The following is a 16231-nucleotide window of genomic DNA, read 5'->3' on the forward strand; positions in this document are numbered from 1 at the left end:
CGCATCAGACCACGGGCGGACACACCAACCTCAGCGCAGCAGTGCGCGTGACATCACGACACGCTGGATCTGGTTGGTGCCTTCGTAGATCTGGGTGATCTTGGCATCGCGCATCATCCGCTCGACCGGGAAGTCGCGGGTGTAGCCGGCGCCACCGAAGAGCTGCACCGCGTCGGTGGTGACCTCCATGGCCACGTCCGAGGCGAAACACTTGGCAGCGGCCGAGATGAACCCGAGGTTCTTCTCGCCACGCTCGGCGCGCGCTGCCGAGGTGTAGACCATCAGACGTGCGGCCTCGACCTTCATCGCCATGTCGGCGAGCATGAACTCCACACCCTGGAAGGTGCTGATCGACTTGCCGAACTGCTTGCGATCCTTGGTGTAGGCGATCGCCTGGTCCAAGGCGCCCTGTGCGATACCGACGGCCTGTGCGCCGATGGTCGGGCGGGTGTGGTCGAGGGTCTCGAGCGCGGTCTTGAAGCCGGTGCCCGGCTCGCCGATGATGCGGTCACCGGGGATGGTGCAGTTCTCGAAGTACAGCTCCGCGGTCGGTGAACCCTTGATTCCGAGCTTCTTCTCCAGCGGTCCGACGGTGAAGCCGGGGTCGTCCTTGTGGACGATGAACGAGGAGATGCCGTTGGCGCCCCTGTCGGGATCGGTGACGGCCATGACGGTGTACCAGGTGGACTTGCCACCATTGGTGATCCAGCACTTGGAGCCGTTGAGCACCCAGTCGTCGCCGACTGCCTTGGCACGAGTCTTCATCGACGCGGCATCGGAACCGGCTTCGCGCTCGGACAGCGCGTAGGACGCCATCGCCTCGCCGCTGGCGAGGGTCGGCAGGACCTGCTTCTTGAGTTCCTCGGAACCCTTGAGGATCAACCCCATCGTGCCGAGTTTGTTCACGGCCGGGATGAGCGAGGACGACGCGCAGACACGGGCGACCTCTTCGATCACGATGCACGCTGCGACCGAGTCACCGCCCTGGCCGTCGTATTCCTCGGGCACATGGATCGCATTGAAACCCGAAGCCTTCAGCGCGGTGAGCGCCTCTTCCGGGAATCGTGCCTTCTCATCGACGTCTGCCGCGTACGGTTCGATCTCTTTTTCCGAGAGCGCCCGAATCGCGGAGCGCAGCTCATCATGCTCTTCAGCGAGCTTGAACAAATCGAAGTCGGGATTGCCGGCCATCAGAACACTCCTAGTAGGCGCCAGTGCGATTTTCCTTCCCTGCAATTCTAATACCGCCGATCGGTTCAGTTACTGCCGGGTAACTGAAGTCTGTTCGACCCCGGCCACAGGCCCACGGAAGCTAGCCTTGGCGCACCCGAAGACCCGCATGTCGAAAGGCGATCCCAGATGAGCGGCCAGACGTCACCGGCAGACGCACTCTCCGACTTCGAGAAGTCGGATTTCACACATTTCGGCAAGACCAGGACCATCTACCGGCGTGGGCACGGCCCCGCGGTGATCATCATCGCGGAAATACCCGGTATCACTCCGAAAGTCCTCGAGTTCGCCCGCAAGGTGTCCGATATCGGTTGCACCGCAGTGCTTCCCAGTCTTTTCGGAATCGACGGCCTGGACCCCGACAATTCCGGGCCTGCAGACCTGGCAAAAATGGCCGCGTCACTCATCCCGACCTGTATCAGCAGCGAGTTCACCACCCTGGCCACCGGAAAGTCCTCGCCGGTCGTCACCTGGCTACGCGCACTCGCCGCCGACGAACACGGTCGCTGCGGCGGACCGGGCGTCGGCGCGATCGGAATGTGTTTCACCGGCGGGTTCGCATTGGCGATGGCCACCGACGAACGACTGCTGGCACCCGTACTCGCCCAACCGTCGCTACCTTTTCGGCCGATCAACGCACTGGCCGGCAATATCGATATCCCACCCGGCGAGCTCGACACCGTCAAAGGCCGCTGCGCCAAGGGACTTCAGGTACTCGGTGTCCGATTCAAGGGCGACCACATATCTCCGCCGAAGCGTTTCGAGTTTCTGCGCGAACAGCTCGGCGATGCGTTTGTGGCGATCGAACTCGACGACAGCGCAGCCGGGCCGTCACCGATGCCGCCGCACTCGGCCTTGACCGAACACCTCATCGACGAACCCGGCCAACCCACCCGGCAGGCCCTCGACGAAGTCCTCGACCTGTTCCGTCGCAAGTTGTTGTCGAGCGTGTAGTTGCTGCGGCATCGACCGGGTGGTCATCGCCACAACCACACGCACGACAAGACCAACTATTCGCCGAGCAGTTTGTCCTGCAGCGCTTGGTCTTTGGCCAGGACCATGTCGTTGAGGTCTGCCTGGAACTGTTCCATTCGGGTCCGCAGCGCCGGGTCGGATGCGGCCAGGATCCGGACCGCCAGCAGGCCGGCATTACGGGCCCCACCGATCGATACGGTGGCCACCGGCACTCCGGCGGGCATCTGCACGATCGACAGCAATGAATCCATGCCGTCGAGATACTTCAACGGCACCGGAACACCGATGACGGGCAACGGTGTTGCCGACGCCACCATGCCCGGCAGGTGCGCGGCGCCACCGGCGCCGGCGATGATGACCGAAAGGCCCCGGCCGGCAGCATCTTTGGCGTAGTCGAGCATGCGTTGCGGTGTGCGGTGCGCGGAGACGACACCCACCTCGAATCGCACACCGAACTCCGCGAGCGCCTCGGCGGCGGCCTCCATCGTCGGCCAATCCGAATCGCTGCCCATGATCAGGCCGACCCGCGGCCCTGACGCTGTCGACGCCGACCCTGCAGTTTCACTCACCGTGCACATCCCATCCATCGGTCCAGATCCCCGTCGACATCCAGTGTGCCGCCCGTTCGGCCACCTCCCGCACCCGCGCCACATCGTCCGGGTTGTCGATGTCGTCGGTCGCCGCGCCGAGCACGTTGATGTGCCCGATCTTGCGGTCCGGCCGTTCGCCCTTGCCATAGAGGTGCACCCTGGCCTGCGGAATCCGCGCGAACAGGTGATGCAGGCGCTCGTCCATCGACATCTCCGGCGCCTGTTCGGCGCCGAGGATGTTGGCCATCACGGTGATCGGCGCGAGGGTGCCGGTGTCGCCGAGCGGGTAGTCGAGCACGGCGCGCAGATGCTGTTCGAACTGCCCGGTGACCGCGCCGTCCATGCTCCAGTGGCCACTGTTGTGCGGCCGCATCGCCAGTTCGTTCACCAGCAGATCGCCATCTTCGGTTTCGAACAACTCCACCGCCATCACACCGACCACGCCGAGTTCGGCGGCGAGCGACAACGCCAGGCGTTGTGCCTGCGCGGCGACATCTGGATCGAGGGACGGTGCCGGCGCGATCACGACAGCGCACTGACCCTTACGCTGCACGGTTTCGACGACCGGCCACACCGCGCCCTGGCCGAAGGGCGAACGCCCGACCATCGCCGACAGCTCACGACGCAGCGCCACCTTCTGCTCGGCCATCAACGCCGTCCCAGCGGGGGCCTTCGCCAGGACCTCGAGTGCCTGCTCCCGACTTTCGATGAGCCAGACACCACGGCCGTCGTAACCGCCGCGGATCGTCTTGAGGACGATCTCCCAGTGATGTCGGTCACCGAAATCGATGAGTTGAGCCTGCGGATCGGTGCCCGCCAGTTCCACGTAATCCGGGATTGGGGCGCCCAGTGATGCCAGTTTGCCCCGCATCGCCAGTTTGTCCTGGGCGTAGATCAGTGCGCTCGGCGGCGGCAACACCTTGACGCCTTCGGAGACCAGAACCTCGAGATGTTCGACGGGCACACCTTCGTGGTCGAAGGTCAGCGCATGGCATCCGCGAGCGGCGGCCCGGAGATCGTCGAGGTCGGTGTGTGAACCCAAAACGAGATCAGGGGTCACCTGACCGGCGGGTTCATCGGCCGAAGCGGCCAATACCCGAAGCCGCTGACCCAGCGCAATCGCTGCCTGGTGTGTCATCCGGGCCAGCTGTCCGCCGCCGATCATGGTCACCACCGGCATTCCCGATACCGCCGCCGACCGACTGCCGGACGCCGCGGCGGCGCTTCCTGCCGATGCCGGGGCGGGGGCGGGCGGAGCCGTTGCCACGATCGATTCAGGGGCTGGGTTTCGATCACTCGTCACGGCTACCAATCGTGTCATGTTCGGCCTCGGATGAATGACACGGGCAGGCCACACGCTCGGAGATTCGTTCCGGCGGGTGGTTATTTCGTAGACTGCATCCTTGTGTCATTCATCGACGGGCTGCTGTCCCGTACTCCAGCGCCGATCCGAGCGCTGGCGATGCGTCACAACGAGCTGATCAAGTTCGCGATCATCGGCGGATCGATGATGCTCCTCGACATGGCGATCTTCTATTCGCTGAGCCTGACCGTTCTCGACACCAAGCCGGTCGTCGCCAAGATCATCTCGGGTGTGCTGGCCACGATCGTCAGCTACGTCCTCAATCGCGAGTGGGCATTCAAGAACCGTGGTGGCCGCGAGACACACCACGAGGCGATGCTGTTCTTCGCGATCAGCGGCGTCGGCGTCGTGTTGCAGGCAGCCCCGTTGTTCGTCGCCAACAACCTCTTCGACATCCGTAGTTCGGTGGATGTCACCCAGCTCGTCTTCATCGACTTCGTCCTGGGTTACATCATCGGCAATCTGATCCAGATGGCATTCCGATTCTGGGCGCTGCGCCGCTTCGCCTTCCCCGAGTCCGAGCTGGACGCGGACGAGTCGGTACCCACCGGTCTGGAACCGACACCCGGCGAGCTCGGGCACAGCTGAGCGATCCCGGGATTCACCGGGGCTCTACGCGACTGCTCGATGCATCCGGGCCGTCTTCCTCGACGTCGTACCTGGGCACGACGATCGCGAACGTCGGTGGACGACGATGCAGCAGATCCAGCCGACCGCCATCGGCCTCGATGAGAGATCTCGCCAACGACAGTCCGACACCACTCGAACCGCCCTCCGAATAGCCGCGCTGAAATACGTGCGGTGCACTTTCGTCGGTCACGCCCGGTCCCTGATCCGACACCGAGATACGGATCATGCCGCTCCCGGGCAGCTCCTGGGTGTCGACGACGGTATCGCCCCGACCATGCTGCAGTGCGTTGTCGACGAGCACCGCGAGCGCCTCCCGCAACCGGGTTGGCGTCACCCTTACGGCGGCCTGTCCGGTCGTCTGCGCGGTCAATTCGCGACCCTCGACCGCAAACGCCTGCTGGAAGTCGGAGACCACCAACGCCACCTGCTGCGAGACGTCGACCGGCTCGAGCATCGCGACCTGTTCGCCGCGGGCCGCGGTGATCAGTTCGTCGAGTTCGTTGGTCAGTCGTTCCACCTGTCCCAAGGCCGCTTCCGCTTCGCTGACGACATCGGTGTCGGGGTGGATCGACAACTCCTCGAGCCGGAGCCGAATCGCGGTCAGACGACTGCGAAGTTGATGGGACACCTCGCCGACGATTCGCCCCTCACGTTCGAGCCGGGTGGTGATCTCCCGGTTCGCGGCGTCGAGAGCGGACGACATCCGGTCGAGTTCGTCGATGCCGTAATGCCGGCCCTCGGTCCCGAAGTCACCCTGTGCCATCCGTGCCGCGCGTGCCGCGACATCTTCGAGTGGATCGGCCAGACGTCCGGCGGTGACGGCCGCGACCACGACGCCGGCGATCACCGACATCGTCACCACCAACGACACGACGCCCACGGCAGCCCACTGCCCGCTGCGCACCTGGGTCTGCGGAATAGACAGGGTCAATGACCCGGCCTCCCCCAAGGCGAGCGATTCTCTGACCGCCCGTTCATCGAACTCGGTGCCGATCCCGACTTCACGTTGTTCGGTCCCGGTCGGGGTCGCCACCGGATAAGTGATCACCAACCGGCCCTCGGCCGGGATGAGCAGGCGGAACTTCTCCCGATCGAGTGCCCCGGTGATCCTGCCGTCGGAACCCTCCTGGAGGAGCAGTTCTGTGGAGATACGTTTGAGCCGATTGTCGAGGTCCTGTTGTGCGGTGTCGCCCACCCACCACCACGCGGTGACCATCAGGGGCACGCCGAGGAGCAGTCCGATGCCCACGACCATGCCGATCATCGACCGGAGAATGCGGCCGCGCACGTCTAGTCGGGATCGAAGCGGAAGCCGACACCACGGACGGTCACGATCCGCTTCCGGCGGTTGGGCTGGTCGTCCCCGATCTTTCGGCGCAACCAGGAGATGTGCATGTCGAGAGTTTTGGACGACAGCAGATCCGGGGTGCCCCAGACCTCGGTCAGGATCTCTTCCCGACTGACCACCTCACCGGCCCGCTCCATCAGGTAGCGCAGCAGGTCGAACTCCCGGTTGGCGAGCGTGGTGTCCACGCCGGACACCTGGACACGTCGCCCCCGGGCATCGAGGTGGATGTCGCCGGCCTCGAGCACGACGTCGGCGGTCTGCTTGCGACGCAACAACGCTCGCACCCGGGCCAGCAGCTCGGCAAGCCGGAACGGTTTCCCGACGTAGTCGTCCGCCCCGGCATCGAGACCGACGACGAAGTCGACCTCGTCGGTGCGGGCGGTGAGCATCAGCACAGCCAGCTGAGGTCGGGTCTGCCGGATGCGACGGCATACCTCCAGACCATCCATCTCTGGCAGGCCGAGGTCGAGGACCAACAGCTCGAACCGTCCGCTGGCGGCGCGTTCGAGTGCATCGGTACCGGTGGTGACCACCTCGCAGCCGTAGCCCTCGCGCGTCAGCGCACGCGCCAGCGGCGCGGATATCGCTTCATCGTCTTCGGCGAGCAGAACATCGGTCACCTGATCAACTTAGGCCCCCGGCGCACAGATATGCCGCCAACGACATGGCTACGGCCGGAAAGTCTGCGCCCGGCCGTCATCGGCGACCGCGGAAGTCGTCACCGTCGGCGGTGTCGAAGACCTCGTGATACAGCAATGAATGGACGCGTTCGACCTGTGGGATGTCGTTGAACTCGAGGGGATCCTCGGACGCCGACTCGATGATGAGCGTTCCTGTCCGCAGGATCCGGTCGAGCAGTCCGTGCCGGAACTCGACTGAGTTGATGCGCTGGACCGGGATGTCGATCCCGGACCGGGTGAGGATGCCGTTGCGGTAGGTCACCCGGCGGTCGGTGAGCACGAAGTGGGTGGTCCGCCAGCTGATGAACGGACGGATGAAGAACCACAGCACCAGGCCCAGCCACACCACCGCGATGATGATGCCCAGGACCGTCTTCGTGGACGACCCGATGTCGGAGGTCGACAGGTATCCGCCCGCGACACCGGCCAGAGCCGTGCCGAGAACAAACACCACGATCGGCATCAGCAGGCACTTCCAGTGCGGGTGGTGGTGCAGGATCACGCGTTCACCCTGGGCCAAAATGCTCTCCGGATACCCCATCAACAGGCCTTCCCTCTCGATACGCATGGAACCCGATGCGCGGGTGCGCCACATCTGGACGTGCCGCAATCAAACCACCCGCCTGCCACACCTGACGTGGAGTCCGAGCCGGTGGGGGTTACGGTTGTCGCCTCATCATCGAAACACCGCAGGTATCGGTGATCAGTAGACTCACCTGCAGGGAGGTGCCCGATGTACCCGAATGATCCGAACAAACCACGCACCCAGCGCTATGACCGCGGACAGGACCCCGATCCGCAGGCATACAGCCAGGCCTACCCCGAACAGGGCTACCAGCAACCCTACGATCAGTATCAGGCCGGCCAGTACCCCGGCGATCAGAACTACGCGCCGCCTGCCCGGCCGGCTGCGCCGCAGCGACGACCGAAACCCAATCGGCCACAGGTCAATCCGACGATGTTCATCGGCGGTGTCCTGGCCACGGCCGTGGTCACCGGACTCGCGGCCTGGCTGGTCGCCTGGATCATCCGGCTCATCATCACCCGGGTGAACGAAACCGGTGCACTCGGTGTGTGGAATCCGATGGCCAACGACGAGTACTGGTTTGCCGTCGTGGCGTTCCTCTGCGCCATCTTCGCCGGCGCACTCTGGTACGTCCTGCAGTTGGCGACCCCTGCGCCCAACGACTTCTTCAAGTGGATCGTCGGGCTGCTCATCGTTGCAGCGATCCTGATCCCGCTGCTGCTGTCGCGGGAATGGACCACCGGCATCTCGACCGCGATCGTGCATGCGGTGATCGGTCTTCCGATCATGTTCCTCATCCCGGCAATGGGCACGAAGAGCATGGACCGTCGCTGATCTGAACTCCGACGAGCTCGCGGGCGCGGGGATCAGTCGGTGATCCGCAGGTGCGTCACGTCGCCTGCGGACACCGCCACCCGCTCCCCGCGCTTGTCCTGCACGACAACCCGCCCGGTGCCGTCGATCTCGACCGCGACACCCTCGAGCTGCTTGTCCAGGGGCAACTCCACCCGGACCTGATGGCCGAGCGTGGCGCAGCGCGCGCGATAGTCCTGCCGAAGTCCGTCGAGGTCGTCCGGCCACTGTTGCAACCTGCGGTCCAGCGCGACGAGAACGGCTGCGGCAAGGTCCTGCCTGCTCACGTGGGCACCCGCCAGCTCAAGCGAGATCGCCGTCGGGACCGGGAGTTCGGTCTCCGTGAGGCTGACGTTGATCCCGATCCCGATGATCGCCGCCGCACCCGACGGTCCACGGGTCAATTCGGCCAGGATTCCGCACACCTTGCGGCCGCCGATGCCTGCGGTGGTCTCTCCGGGCGCAGGCAGCAGAACATCGTTGGGCCACTTGAGCACCGGTGCGAGGTCACTGACCGCCCCGATGCCCTCGACCACTGCCAGGCCGGCCAGCAGCGGCAACCAGCCGAGCGCGGCCGGAGCGTTCGCGGTGTCCGCCGCCACCGCCACGGACATCGCCACCTGTGAGCGTGGCGGGCTCACCCACTGCCGCGCGTGACGTCCACGGCCCGCGCTCTGGTGTTCGGCGACCATAACCGACCCGACACAGTTCGATGTCGCGGCCAGGGCCACGAGATCTGCATTGGTCGAACCGGTTTCCTCGACCACCCGCACCGAGCTCCAGCGGGTGCCGGCCACAGCGTCCCGGAGTGCTTGTTCGTCGATCGGTTCACGCTTGACTGCCTGCGGCTTCATGCCATCAGCGTAGGGGCAGGCGCCGGGGAGATCCTCGGCTGCCCGCAGGGGGTTTTGACACGAAGATCTACCTGTATCCGGCAGTACCACCTCAAATGTGAGTTAACCCTCAGGTTAGCCCGGCGCGCACCCCCTTCACACAGTGTGGATAGCATCAAAGCCATGACGAGTTCCCCCCAGGACGCGCAAGCGGCGCCGGACATCCACACAACTGCCGGAAAACTCACTGACCTGCACAATCGCCTTGCCGAGGCCAAGCACCCGGTCGGCGAAGCAGCAGTCGAGAAAACCCACGAGAAGGGCAAGCTCACTGCACGCGAGCGCATCACCCATCTCCTGGACGACGGTTCGTTTGTCGAACTCGATGCGCTGGCCCGCCACCGCAGCACCAACTTCGGACTCGGCGACCGCCGTCCGGTCGGCGACGGCGTCGTCACCGGATACGGCACCATCGACGGCCGCGAGGTCTGCATATTCAGTCAGGACGTCACCGTCTTCGGTGGCAGCCTCGGCGAGGTCTACGGCGAGAAGATCGTCAAGGTGATGGACCTGGCGATCAAGACCGGCCGTCCGCTGGTCGGCATCAACGAAGGCGCAGGCGCCCGCATCCAGGAAGGCGTTGTCTCCCTCGGTTTGTACGGCGAGATCTTCCACCGCAACGTGCGCGCCTCGGGTGTCATCCCCCAGATCTCGCTGATCATGGGCGCGGCGGCCGGTGGCCACGTCTACTCCCCCGCGCTCACCGACTTTGTTGTCATGGTCGACAAGACCAGCCAGATGTTCGTCACCGGCCCCGACGTGATCAAGACCGTCACCGGCGAGGACGTCACCATGGAAGACCTCGGTGGCGCCCACACCCACATGGCGAAATCCGGTGTTGCGCACTACGTCGGCACCGACGAAGAAGACGCCCTGGAGTACGTCAAGGACCTGCTGAGCTACCTGCCGAGCAACAACCGCGGCGAGGCCCCTCGCCTGCCGGTTGCCGCGCCCGCCGCCGGTTCGATCGAGGACACCCTGACCGACGAGGACCTCGAGCTCGACACCCTCATCCCGGACTCCCCGAACCAGCCGTATGACATGCATGAGGTCATCCGCCGCATCCTCGATGACGACGAATTCCTCGAGGTGCAGGCCGAGCGTGCGATGAACATCATCGTCGGCTTCGGCCGCGTCGACGGACGCAGCGTCGGCCTCGTCGCCAATCAGCCGACCCAGTTCGCCGGCTGCCTCGACATCGACGCGTCCGAGAAGGCCGCGCGTTTCGTGCGCACCTGCGACGCGTTCAACGTCCCGATCATCACCCTGGTCGACGTGCCGGGGTTCCTGCCCGGTACCGAGCAGGAGTTCAACGGCATCATCCGTCGCGGAGCCAAGCTCCTCTACGCATACGGCGAGGCCACGGTCGGCAAGATCACCGTCATCACCCGTAAGGCTTACGGCGGCGCGTACGACGTCATGGGCTCCAAGCACATGGGCGCCGATGTGAACCTGGCCTGGCCGACCGCTCAGATCGCTGTCATGGGCGCCTCGGGCGCGGTGGGCTTCGTCTACCGCGGCAAGCTCAAGGAAGCCGCCGCCAACGGCGACGACGTCGATGCACTGCGTCTGCAGCTCCAGCAGGAATACGAGGACACCCTCGTCAATCCGTATGTCGCCGCCGAACGCGGATACGTCGACGCGGTGATCCCGCCGTCGCACACCCGCGGTCAGATCGCCACCGCGCTCAAGCTCCTCGAGCGCAAGATGGTGAGCATGCCGCCGAAGAAGCACGGGAACATCCCCCTATGAGCGACCACACAACGCCTGCGGGCGACGAGACCGCCGCCCCCGCAGCGCCGTTCCTCACCGTGGTCAAGGGCAATCCGACCGACGTCGAGGTCGCTGCCCTGGTCGGTGTGCTCGCCGCAGCAAGCGGGTCGGGTGCACCTGCCGATCCCGGTCCCCGCAATCTCTGGGGTGCACACGTCGACCGGCTCCGGCCTGCAGGCGGGTTGGCGCCCAGCGCTTTTCCGAACCTGCGCTGGGATTACTGACCCGGTGACGCCCGGTTACCGCCGATGACCCGGTTCGTCCTGGCATCGGCGTCACCCGCACGTCGCAAGATCCTCGGCGCCGCCGGCATCAGCCCGGTGGTGTCGGTCTCCGAAGTCGATGAGGACGCGCTGCTTGCCCAGGCAGGCAGCGCGGCCTCACCGTCGGCGATCGTGACGATGCTGGCCCGCGCCAAAGCGCTCGACGTGGTCGGCCGCCTCGATGCCGACCTCGCGATGGATTCGGTTCTCGTCGGCTGCGATTCGATGCTGCTTCGCGATGGTGTGCTCACCGGCAAGCCACACACCGCGCCGGTCGCCCGCTCGCAATGGATCGACATGCGCGGTACCGAAGCACAGCTGATCACCGGACATTGCCTGCTCCGACTGATCGACGGTGAGATCGCCTCCACCGAAACCGGCAGTGTCGCAACAACTATTCGTTTCAGCTCCCCCACCGATGAACAGATCGACGCGTACGTCGGCAGCGGCGAGCCCCTACAGGTCGCCGGAGCATTCACCCTCGATGGGCTCGGTGGCTGGTTCATCGACGGCATCGACGGAGACCCCTCATCGGTGATCGGAATCAGTCTTCCGCTTGTCCGAGAGCTGCTCGATCGGGTTGGTGTCAGTGTCACCGACCTGTGGTCCCCCGGGGCATGACCATGACATCGCGGACGCGGCCCGGCTAGCCTGTACCGCGTGATAACTGAACCGATGGGCTCGACCGACGACCTCGCCATCGAAGTACGAAGTCTGTGCAAGAGTTTCGGCGATCATCGCGCGGTCGACAACATCGACCTGACCGTCGCGCGGGGTACGGTCTGCGGTGTCCTCGGCCCGAACGGGGCCGGCAAGACCACGATGATCCGGATGCTCACCACGCTGTTGCGACCCGACTCCGGGACGGCTCTCATCCTCGGCCGCGATGTCGTCCGGGAAGGTCCGGCAATCCGATCCCTCATCTCCTTGACCGGGCAGTACGCCTCGGTCGATGACGATCTCACCGCCGCCGAGAACCTCGACATCTTCGGGAGGTTGCTGGGCTTGCGCAACGCCGAAGCCAGGGACCGGGCCCGCGAGCTCGTCGACGAATACGGGCTCACCGCCGCAGCGGGACGCCCGGTCCGCAAGTTCTCCGGCGGGATGCGGCGCCGACTCGACCTGGCGGCCAGCATGATTCGTCGGCCCGAACTGCTGTTTCTCGACGAACCCACCACCGGACTCGATCCGCGGACCCGAACCCAGCTGTGGGAGATGGTTCGAGGTGTGGTGGCAGACGGCACGACGGTCCTGTTGACCACCCAGTATCTCGACGAAGCCGACGCCCTCGCCGATCACCTCGTGGTCATCGATCACGGTCAGGTTGTCGCGGACGGCACACCGGAATCCCTGAAACGTTCGGTGGGCAACTACGCCCTCTCGATCACGCTCGCCCGCAGCGACGACCGCGCCCGCGCAACCGAGATCATCATGCGGTTGCTCGACGGGCCGATCGAATACGAGGAGAGAACACGGCAATTGACGATGTCGGTGAGCGATTCGGCGCGTTCGGCACAGGTGATCGCGGCACTGTCCGAGCAGTCGATCGAGGTGCAGGAACTCAGCGTCCACAAGCCTTCACTCGACGAGGTGTTCTTTGCGCTGACCGAGGATCGGAGCCCGGCATGACCATCAACCGGACGACCGAAGTGTCGAACGACCCGGCCCTCGGGCACATAACCACCCGAAAAGCTCTGCGCGACACGTCGACGATGGCCCGGCGCGGCCTGCTGAAGTTCAAGCACACACCGCAACAGCTACTCGACGTCATCGTCGTGCCCATCGTGTTCACCGTGATGTTCGCCAACATATTCGGTGGCGCGATCGCCGGGAGCGTCGACGCCTATCTACCCGTCCTCATCCCCGGTGTGCTGGTGAACATCGTGATCACCAGCACCGTCGTGGTCGGGGTCCAATTGCGGGTGGACATCGATCGCGGTGTCTTCGATCGCTTCGTGTCCCTGCCGATCTCGCGAATCGCGCCGCTGTCCGGATCGCTGGTCGCCGCCGTGGTCCGGTACGTCATCGCGATCGTCATCACGCTGATGGTCGGATTGTGCATGGGTTATCAGCCCGCGAGCGCCCTCGGCACGCTGGCCGCAATCGCCCTGGTGATCTACGCGGCCTTCTCGTTGAGCTGGATTTTTGCGTTCATCGGCGTCCTGATGAGTAAAGCCTCGTCGATTCAGGGGATCTCGGCGCTCACCCTCACGACGCTGGGCTTCATGTCCAACGCCTTTGTGCCGACCGAGAGCATGCCGTCATGGATGCGGACGATCGCCGAGATCAACCCGATCTCTCATCTGGTTTCCGCGGTGCGTTCGCTGGCCAATGAAGGTCAAGCGGATATGCACATCGTGTGGTCGTTGTTAGGCTCCACCGTGGTCATCGCGGTGATCGCACCGCTGACCGTGAAGACTTACCTGCGGCGGCTGTAGACCGACCGCCCGACGAAGGAGTATTGGTGGGTCAGACGTCCCCGGTCCTACGCATCACCCCCGACGATGATCTCTTCGTCCGGATGCACCGGGCGGCAGGCCTCGGAGTCGTGAGCCAGATGGTCTGGAGATTGAGATCTCCACTCGACGCCGGCGAGCTGGAACAGTTCGGGACCGCGCTGGCGGCAGGGCATTTCAGTCGAGTATTGCGTCGGCGGCGGATGCCTCTGGCCCGCGACCACTGGATCCGCGGCGGAACACCGGGGGCTGTCCATGTCGACTCGGCTGCGTTGACCGCCGATCAGATCCACGACTGGATCGACACCGCTGCCCAGTTCGAGGTCGATCTCATCGCCGGCCCGGTGTGGGAACTCCGTTCGGCCCCACTGCTCGACGGCGGCGAGCTGGTGTCGCTCTGCTTCTCACACGCCGTGGCGGACGGCGCCCTCTTCGGCAAGAACATCGACAACGCACTCTCCGCCGAGCACCCCGCGATCCCGCCCGCCACACCGGTGCGGGCGTGGGACGACCTCTCGGACGCGCTGGGTCAGCTGCGTCAGATCAGCGGAGGTCTGGGCACTCTGGCCGCATCGTGGATACGGTCTCGACGCAGTGCCGACGAACGTCCTGCCAATGTCGTGACCTCGATGTCTGTTCCGTTTCCGTCCCATATAGAGGTGCCCGACGATGCTCCCGGGTACATCGCGCCGTTCGCGGTCGCCAGCATGCCGACGAAAGAATGGCTCGATGTCGCCGCCCGACACGGTGGTTCGGGCAATTCGTTGTTCGTGGCCATGGTCGTCGGGATCCTGGTCGGGACCGGCCGCGCCAGCTGGGACGACACCGTCCGCGTGTCGGTCCCGATGACCGCCCGCACGGACCCCGACGACATCCGGTCCAACGCGACCACCGGCCGCTCCCTTGACCTTCCGGCCCGACTGAGCCAGGAGCGGGATCTGGAGGCCGTCAAGGCGCATTCCAAACTCATGTACATCGATTCGTCGCGGCGACCGAGCACGATCACCCTGCTGCAGCCGCTGGCGCAGGCACTGAGCGACCGAACTCTGCTCCGGCTCAACCGCCGAGCCTCGACACCGCTGGCGTTGGCGTCGAACATGGGGACCTTCAGCGCTACATTCGGCGGCCTCGGGCGCCCCAGCCGAGTCGATAAATTCATGGGTAGGTCCGTCACGCCCGCCATCACCCGCGAACGGCTCATCCAACTCCGTGGCGGCTTGATGGCCTGCGCGATCGTCAGTGGCGACACCATGAACCTCACGGTCAGCGGCCTGGATCCCGTGGCTCTGCCCGACACGGACACACTCTCCGAACTGCTCGCCGCCGAGTGCGACCGTTGGGATCTCAAACCCGAACTGTGGTGATGCGCTGGATCGCAAAACATTTGATCTGAGCGCAGGTGTGTCTCAACCCATATTATGATCACGCGACTGCATCGAAACGATGACGGCGATGTTTCATCACACCGCAATACCTCTTGTCCGAGTACCTCTTGTCCGAGAACCCGAAGGGACCAATTGATGCCACGTGCACCGATGACAGCTGCCGACGGCGCGCTGCGCCGCCACAAGGTCTTCAGGCAGCTGTTAGTGCTCGCGGCACTCTCCACCCCGATCGTTGCGATGACAGCGCCCGCCGCAGCCGCTCCGGCACCGATTTCGACGGTCGAGCAGGTTGTCCAGGAGGGTCCGACCCAGTGGGCGATGTACGTGCACTCCGCCTCGATGGACCAGACCATCAAGGTTCAGGTCCTGACACCCGAAGTCGCCACGTCGACCACTCGCCCTTCGCTGTACATGCTCAGCGGGCTCGGCGAGGAAGACCCGACCAACAGCATGTGGTTGCGCAAGACCGACGCCGTCGACTTCTACAAATCGAAGAACGTCAACGTCGTGTTGCCGCTGGCGGGCAACGGTAGTTTCTACACGGACTGGCAACGCGACGATCCAGAGCTCGGACGCTATCGGTGGGAAACCTTTCTGACCGAGGAACTCCCGCCACTGGTCGATGCCGAGTTCGACGGCAACGGAACCCGCGGCATCGCCGGCCTGTCCATGGGCGCAGGCTCTTCACTCACACTGGCAGCCCGCAACCCGGGTTTCTACCGGTCCGTCGGGTCCTTCAGCGGCTGCTATTCCACTGCAGATCCGGCCACACAGGTGCTGACCCGGGGCATCGTCGCCGCATTCGGCGGCGATGCGGACAACATGTGGGGTCCCACGGGCGATCCGGACTGGGCAGCACACGACGTTCTGCTCCACGCCGGCGGACTTCGCGATACAGCCATCTACGTCTCGGTCGGTTCCGGCTTGCCGGGGCCGTACGACGCGCCGGAGTATCCGGGAAACACCAGCCCGCTCGACCGCGTCGTCGTAGGCGGCGCGATCGAACTGGGTTCGCTATGGTGCACCCAACAGTTGGCTACCGAATTGGCCCATCGAGAGATACCGGCGACGTTTGATTTCGAGGACCTGGGCACACATTCGTGGCCGTACTGGGTCACTCAAATGCACAAGAGCTGGCCGGTGCTCGCACGCGGCCTCGGAATTTCGGCCTGAGCGAAAAGTTCAAGGGCTCGAACATATTTCATGATCTGACAGAACCGACGAGGACTCTCGCTCCTCGCGGAATCAGGCATTAAAAAAGACAGAC

Annotated in this window: 17 protein-coding genes; 10 read left to right on the forward strand and 7 right to left on the reverse strand. The window is 64.8% G+C overall.

Annotation, left to right across the window (positions count from 1 at the left end):
• Positions 1-30: 30 nt before the first annotated feature.
• Positions 31-1191: an acyl-CoA dehydrogenase gene (locus AC1D75_RS23610; protein WP_495517776.1), complete on the reverse strand. Its 1161-nt coding sequence runs from the start codon at positions 1189-1191 to the stop codon at positions 31-33.
• A 168-nt stretch (positions 1192-1359) separates the two neighbouring features.
• On the opposite strand from AC1D75_RS23610, the gene AC1D75_RS23615 reads away from it, so the two are divergent.
• Positions 1360-2184, forward strand: a complete 825-nt coding sequence (locus tag AC1D75_RS23615) for a dienelactone hydrolase family protein (protein ID WP_495517777.1) — start codon at positions 1360-1362, stop codon at positions 2182-2184.
• A 56-nt stretch (positions 2185-2240) separates the two neighbouring features.
• Here the strand turns inward: AC1D75_RS23615 and purE are convergent, their stop codons facing one another.
• Both purE and AC1D75_RS23625 read right to left on the reverse strand, forming a co-directional pair.
• Positions 2241-2783, reverse strand: a complete 543-nt coding sequence (purE, locus tag AC1D75_RS23620; RefSeq protein WP_495517778.1) for a 5-(carboxyamino)imidazole ribonucleotide mutase — start codon at positions 2781-2783, stop codon at positions 2241-2243.
• Complete coding sequence (locus tag AC1D75_RS23625; RefSeq protein WP_495517779.1) at positions 2767-4116, reverse strand: 5-(carboxyamino)imidazole ribonucleotide synthase; 1350 nt, start codon at positions 4114-4116, stop codon at positions 2767-2769. Before AC1D75_RS23625 ends, purE begins: the two co-directional genes overlap by 17 nt.
• Before the next feature lie 84 nt (positions 4117-4200).
• Between AC1D75_RS23625 and AC1D75_RS23630 the strand changes: the two genes are divergently transcribed.
• Entirely contained in the window at positions 4201-4746 is a 546-nt protein-coding gene (locus AC1D75_RS23630) for a GtrA family protein (RefSeq protein WP_495517780.1), read from the forward strand.
• A gap of 13 nt (positions 4747-4759) precedes the next feature.
• On the opposite strand, the gene AC1D75_RS23635 is transcribed toward AC1D75_RS23630, so the two are convergent.
• From AC1D75_RS23635 to AC1D75_RS23645, 3 genes are all read right to left on the reverse strand, one after another.
• The gene (locus AC1D75_RS23635; RefSeq protein WP_495517781.1) at positions 4760-6052 is read right to left on the reverse strand and encodes a sensor histidine kinase; all 1293 of its coding nucleotides are present in this window, start codon (positions 6050-6052) and stop codon (positions 4760-4762) included.
• Between the two features lie 26 nt (positions 6053-6078).
• Complete coding sequence (locus tag AC1D75_RS23640) at positions 6079-6756, reverse strand: response regulator transcription factor (RefSeq protein ID WP_495517782.1); 678 nt, start codon at positions 6754-6756, stop codon at positions 6079-6081.
• Between the two features lie 76 nt (positions 6757-6832).
• The gene (locus AC1D75_RS23645; protein WP_495517783.1) at positions 6833-7384 is read right to left on the reverse strand and encodes a PH domain-containing protein; all 552 of its coding nucleotides are present in this window, start codon (positions 7382-7384) and stop codon (positions 6833-6835) included.
• A 165-nt stretch (positions 7385-7549) separates the two neighbouring features.
• On the opposite strand from AC1D75_RS23645, the gene AC1D75_RS23650 reads away from it, so the two are divergent.
• Positions 7550-8176, forward strand: coding sequence for a hypothetical protein (locus AC1D75_RS23650; RefSeq protein ID WP_495517784.1), 627 nt, complete (start codon positions 7550-7552; stop codon positions 8174-8176).
• Between the two features lie 32 nt (positions 8177-8208).
• On the opposite strand, the gene AC1D75_RS23655 is transcribed toward AC1D75_RS23650, so the two are convergent.
• Positions 8209-9048, reverse strand: a complete 840-nt coding sequence (locus AC1D75_RS23655; protein WP_495517785.1) for a biotin--[acetyl-CoA-carboxylase] ligase — start codon at positions 9046-9048, stop codon at positions 8209-8211.
• Between the two features lie 162 nt (positions 9049-9210).
• On the opposite strand from AC1D75_RS23655, the gene AC1D75_RS23660 reads away from it, so the two are divergent.
• From AC1D75_RS23660 to AC1D75_RS23690, 7 genes are all read left to right on the forward strand, one after another.
• Entirely contained in the window at positions 9211-10839 is a 1629-nt protein-coding gene (locus AC1D75_RS23660; RefSeq protein WP_495517786.1) for an acyl-CoA carboxylase subunit beta, read from the forward strand.
• Complete coding sequence (locus tag AC1D75_RS23665) at positions 10836-11084, forward strand: acyl-CoA carboxylase epsilon subunit (protein WP_495517787.1); 249 nt, start codon at positions 10836-10838, stop codon at positions 11082-11084. The genes AC1D75_RS23660 and AC1D75_RS23665 overlap by 4 nt, the downstream gene beginning before the upstream one ends.
• A 24-nt stretch (positions 11085-11108) precedes the next feature.
• Positions 11109-11744, forward strand: coding sequence for a Maf family protein (locus AC1D75_RS23670; protein ID WP_495517788.1), 636 nt, complete (start codon positions 11109-11111; stop codon positions 11742-11744).
• Positions 11745-11783: 39 nt separating this feature from the next.
• Positions 11784-12752 carry an ATP-binding cassette domain-containing protein gene (locus AC1D75_RS23675; protein WP_495517789.1) on the forward strand — a complete coding sequence of 323 codons (969 nt, stop codon included), beginning with the start codon at positions 11784-11786 and terminating at the stop codon, positions 12750-12752.
• Positions 12749-13561, forward strand: a complete 813-nt coding sequence (locus AC1D75_RS23680) for an ABC transporter permease (RefSeq protein WP_495517790.1) — start codon at positions 12749-12751, stop codon at positions 13559-13561. The genes AC1D75_RS23675 and AC1D75_RS23680 overlap by 4 nt, the downstream gene beginning before the upstream one ends.
• Before the next feature lie 26 nt (positions 13562-13587).
• Positions 13588-14943: a hypothetical protein gene (locus tag AC1D75_RS23685; protein WP_495517791.1), complete on the forward strand. Its 1356-nt coding sequence runs from the start codon at positions 13588-13590 to the stop codon at positions 14941-14943.
• Positions 14944-15201: 258 nt separating this feature from the next.
• On the forward strand, positions 15202-16137 hold the full coding sequence (locus AC1D75_RS23690) for an alpha/beta hydrolase (RefSeq protein ID WP_495518395.1): 936 nt from the start codon (positions 15202-15204) through the stop codon (positions 16135-16137).
• Positions 16138-16231 lie beyond the last annotated feature (94 nt).

This window comes from Williamsia sp. Y712 (assembly GCF_059445525.1).

What these genes read in the sequence shown, in the direction of transcription:
- AC1D75_RS23610 (WP_495517776.1), bottom strand. Translation starts at nt 1,191, where the DNA reads ATGGCCGGCAATCCCGACTTCGATTTGTTCAAGCTCGCTGAAGAGCAT.
- AC1D75_RS23615 (WP_495517777.1), top strand. Translation starts at nt 1,360, where the DNA reads ATGAGCGGCCAGACGTCACCGGCAGACGCACTCTCCGACTTCGAGAAG.
- purE (WP_495517778.1), bottom strand. Translation starts at nt 2,783, where the DNA reads ATGTGCACGGTGAGTGAAACTGCAGGGTCGGCGTCGACAGCGTCAGGG.
- AC1D75_RS23625 (WP_495517779.1), bottom strand. Translation starts at nt 4,116, where the DNA reads ATGACACGATTGGTAGCCGTGACGAGTGATCGAAACCCAGCCCCTGAA.
- AC1D75_RS23635 (WP_495517781.1), bottom strand. Translation starts at nt 6,052, where the DNA reads ATGATCGGCATGGTCGTGGGCATCGGACTGCTCCTCGGCGTGCCCCTG.
- AC1D75_RS23645 (WP_495517783.1), bottom strand. Translation starts at nt 7,384, where the DNA reads ATGCGTATCGAGAGGGAAGGCCTGTTGATGGGGTATCCGGAGAGCATT.
- AC1D75_RS23650 (WP_495517784.1), top strand. Translation starts at nt 7,550, where the DNA reads ATGTACCCGAATGATCCGAACAAACCACGCACCCAGCGCTATGACCGC.
- AC1D75_RS23655 (WP_495517785.1), bottom strand. Translation starts at nt 9,048, where the DNA reads ATGAAGCCGCAGGCAGTCAAGCGTGAACCGATCGACGAACAAGCACTC.
- AC1D75_RS23660 (WP_495517786.1), top strand. Translation starts at nt 9,211, where the DNA reads ATGACGAGTTCCCCCCAGGACGCGCAAGCGGCGCCGGACATCCACACA.
- AC1D75_RS23665 (WP_495517787.1), top strand. Translation starts at nt 10,836, where the DNA reads ATGAGCGACCACACAACGCCTGCGGGCGACGAGACCGCCGCCCCCGCA.
- AC1D75_RS23670 (WP_495517788.1), top strand. Translation starts at nt 11,109, where the DNA reads ATGACCCGGTTCGTCCTGGCATCGGCGTCACCCGCACGTCGCAAGATC.
- AC1D75_RS23680 (WP_495517790.1), top strand. Translation starts at nt 12,749, where the DNA reads ATGACCATCAACCGGACGACCGAAGTGTCGAACGACCCGGCCCTCGGG.
- AC1D75_RS23690 (WP_495518395.1), top strand. Translation starts at nt 15,202, where the DNA reads ATGACAGCGCCCGCCGCAGCCGCTCCGGCACCGATTTCGACGGTCGAG.